Source organism: Tissierellales bacterium (assembly GCA_035301805.1).
Lineage (GTDB): Bacteria > Bacillota > Clostridia > Tissierellales > DATGTQ01 > DATGTQ01.
Genome location: DATGTQ010000077.1, coordinates 1 through 4,057, shown reverse-complemented (window position 1 = coordinate 4,057; position 4,057 = coordinate 1). Strand labels below are relative to the sequence as shown.

Genomic DNA, 4,057 nt, shown 5'->3' with positions numbered 1-4,057 from the left:
TGGTACACCAAGTTTTATTACTAAATCGCCACCAGTATCTAAGTATCTTTTATCACTAGTTATATCTATGGTTCTTTTATTCTCATCTATTGATATGGAAATAAGATCTGAATCACTACCTGTTATCTCACAGATTCCATCGAAGCCTTCATCAAATACTATATCCCCTACTGGCTTTGTTGCCTTATTTTGTACTTTATCAATTACAATTGAATAAGGTTCCATATTATTAACCTTCTTATCATTTTTATTTTCTTCCTGGTTCGTGTCTTCCTTATTACTTGCATTTACATCTTTCTCTTTAATATTTTCGTTTCCATTGTCTCCCCTTTCATGAGATTCAACAGAACATGCGGTTAAAACAACAGAAATAAGTAGTATAATCATTAGTATAATCTTTTTATTCTTCATAATTTTCCACCTTATTAAGTTCATCACTTAATTTGCAAAGTGAATAGAACTCTCCCTTTCTTTGTAATAATTCATTAATATTACCCATTTCAGCAATCTTTCCATCCTTCATCATTATAATACAATCATAGTCCTTTAATAATTCTTCATCCACTTTATGAGTTATAGCTATTCTTGTCATATCCTCTAATTCACTAAGAGAAGTTTCTAATTTCCTAGTTGTTTTTAAATCTAAAGCAGAAGTAGCCTCATCCATAAGTAGTATTGGTGGCTCTTTAAGTAATGCCCTTGCAATAGAAATTCTTTGCTTTTCCCCACCAGATAACTCCATACCACCTTCTCCACAGAAAGTTGTCAATCCTCCCCTTTCTTCAAGGAAAGGAGCCATGCCTGCATTCTTAATAGCAAAGTTTACTTGACTCTCTGGCCACTCCCTGTAAAGTTTAATATTTTCTTCAATAGTATCATCAAAAACAAAAGTATCTTGTTGTACCATACTATACAATTGGGTTAAAGATCCTTCAGCAATATCCCGTATTTCAACGTCATCAATATAAATACTTCCTTCAAACCAATCATAATATCCTGCTAAAAGTTTAAGTAATGTAGACTTTCCACTACCACTTAACCCAACAATTGCATAAGCTTTCCCTTTTTCAAAGACTAAATCAATATTTTCCAGCACATTTTCACCATTTGATTCAAATGCAAAACTCATATTTTTTACTTTGATACTCTTTTCTAATTGGAACTTTTGGACTTTAATGCCCGTTTCTATTTCTTTGCTTAATATCTTATCGGATTTTTCTAATAGTTGTACACTAGCTTTCTTTTTAGCCACACCCGAAACTACTTCGTTTATAGGAGAGGTTACATTATTAAGAAGTTGTACAAAAGCAAATATCCCACCCAGGGTCATTTGCCCTTTTATAGTAAGCCAAGCTCCTATAACAAAGATTAATATTACAATTACAATAGTGCTATTTTGAGTCAAGGACATTACAATACCAAGCAATATTTGGTATTTTTCTTTAGCCCTTTCTTGGTCATCTACCTTATTTTCTGATAATTTAAGTATTTCTTTTTCAATGTTGAAACTTTTAATTACTGGATACCCTGTAAGTATATCTTTGATAAAGGAAGTATATTTACTATTATTTGTAGACACCTTATTCTGAGCAACCTCTAATTTTTTATTAAATATAGCTGAAACAATTAAAGGTAGTACACAGGATACTAATACACATATTGCTAACTTCCAATTCATATAAAACATAAGAAGTATACCCGCAATTATCATAACGCTTTGGGATATTAATGTAATACCACCACGAATATAATCTTGCTCTATAATCGTTAAATCATTATTCAACATAGAAATATAGGTTCCAGTTTTCTCTTTATTAAAATCCTTAAGTCTTAAAGCCAAAACTTTTTCCGTTATTACTCCTTTTAAATTCTTTAATGCTTTTTTAGTAAATTTATTTACAGTAATAACTTCAATTAAATTGACTAATATATTTATTCCTATAAAAACCAAGGAAATAAATATTAAACGATAAAGCTCTTGAAACCCTCCAATAATTCCCTTATCAATGTATTGCTTTAGTATAATGGCAACTCCTAGACTAAGCATATAGGATATTATTGAAAAAAACACTGCTAAGAAGTACGTTTTCTTATTATCTTCATATATATACCCTGAAAGTTTTTTATCCTCACTTTTAGGTGGACCTACTAAAGATGTTTTAATTGCTCTTCTTTTAATCATTTTATTCCATCTCCCCTATTAGCTCATTAAGTATATCTACTTCTACATTGGAAAAGTCTATATCACTTACTTCCTCTACAATATTTACTCGTTCTTTAGGCATTAAATCAGAATATGCAAAGTTATATAGGTCATTAAGAGCCTCTATGAAACAATCTTTAAACTCAATCATATCATTTTCATTAATAAATGAAGTATCATAATAATTAGTAAATACTACACTATTCTTAACATAGGCTCCATTTACTGTTAGAGGATGAAATAATATATTTTCTAAATCAATATCAAATTGATTAAATTTATTACAGTATCTTACTCCTTTAAGATTGTTATTTTTCATAGAAGTATCACCTAAGAAGTTAAAACCTACATCGGCATGTATGTCTAACGACTTATTACCATTTAAATACTTTAATATTCCATAGGTCATGCCTTTATTAGGAATCTTTAAAAACCATCTTCTCACTTCCATTACCATATGATTTACATTAGAACTAGTACTTAGGACTAATGGAAATAAATTAGTAAACCAACCTACAGTCCGGTTAATATTAATATCCTTATGGAGTTCTTCTCTACCATGGGTTTCAATTTCCAATACATAAGATGATATGTTTTTCCACTTATTTAACACCATACTTAAAGCTGTAATAAAAAACTCATTAGTTTCAAGGCCGAAAATCTCCTGATATCTTTCCATCATTCTTATACACTTTTCCTTGGAAAATGAAAAACTTGATACAGCCATTCGTTTTTTATCACTATATTGTACTAATGGTTTGGAAAATAATCTATCTGCTATTTTCCCTTCAGATACAACATTCATCCAATACTCTTCATCCTTCTTTCCATCATTACTTTCTCCAAATTCTTTTAGGTTCTCTATCCAATCCAAATATGAAGCTGTTTTCCTTGGTAAATTAATTTCTTCATTTTTTTCTATCTGATTATAGACTGTGAAAATGTCCGTTGTTAATATTCTCCAAGAAACACCGTCTACTGCTAAATGATGTATACATATCATAAGATAGTCTTTATTATTAGTATGGAATAATACTGCATGAAGCAAAGGCCCATTTTCTATATTCATAGTACTTTGTTCATATTTAGTAATTCTCTCAACTTCTTCCCTAATATTTTTTTCTAACATTTCTTCTATAAATACCTCATTGAACACTATTAAATCCTTAGTTTCATTAGGAGATTGAATTCTTTGTTCTGGGTCATAAATTGCCCTTAACATATCATGATATATTACTATTTCTTTTAATGATTTTTTAAGAATGTCTCCCTTTAAAGGTGAATCCATTTCCAAAACTATAGATTGATTAAAATGGTTTTTATTTTCCAAATCTAATTCAAAGAATCTACTTTGTATTGGAGAAAAAGGTATATTTCCTGATATTGGTTCTTGATTATATTCATCAACATCCTTTTCCATAACATTTGAACTACAAATCTTTCCTACAGTTTGTAATTCCATAATGTCTTTAATATTAAGACTATATCCTTTCTCTCTCATTATGGAAGATACTTGAATAGCCTTTATAGAATCCCCCCCTAATTCAAAGAAACTATCTTCAAGTCCAATGGGCTCCATACCTAAAACTTCTTCAAAAGTTTCAGCTAATAATCTTTCTATTTCTTCTTTTGGCTCCACATATTCATTTTGTCTTTCGTACTCAATTTCCGGTAAAGCTCTTTTATCAAGCTTTCCATTAACAGTTAAAGGTATCTTATCTATGGCTTTAAAATACTGAGGAATCATATACTCAGGTAATACTTCTTTTAACCCCTCTTTTAATTTAAATACATCTAATTCTTCTCCTTCATTCATTACTACATAGGCTAAAATGGCTTTATCCTTATCCGAAA

At 29.8% G+C, this 4,057-nt stretch carries 3 protein-coding genes; all 3 read right to left on the bottom strand.

Features of this window, described 5'->3' with window-relative positions; genetic code table 11:
• Window positions 1-411: hypothetical protein (locus VK071_03270; protein ID HLR34332.1), on the bottom strand; the 411-nt coding region annotated here is incomplete at its 3' end.
• Window positions 401-2,182, bottom strand: a complete 1,782-nt coding sequence (locus VK071_03265) for an ABC transporter ATP-binding protein (GenBank protein HLR34331.1) — start codon at window positions 2,180-2,182, stop codon at window positions 401-403. The genes VK071_03270 and VK071_03265, both read right to left, overlap by 11 nt.
• A gap of 1 nt (window position 2,183) precedes the next feature.
• Window positions 2,184-4,057, bottom strand: a 1,874-nt coding sequence (locus VK071_03260; protein ID HLR34330.1) for a condensation domain-containing protein, incomplete at its 5' end; no start/stop codon positions are given.

Bases quoted from the DNA above. Each gene is read 5' to 3' on its own strand.
- VK071_03265 (HLR34331.1), bottom strand. From the start codon at position 2,182: ATGATTAAAAGAAGAGCAATTAAAACATCTTTAGTAGGTCCACCTAAA.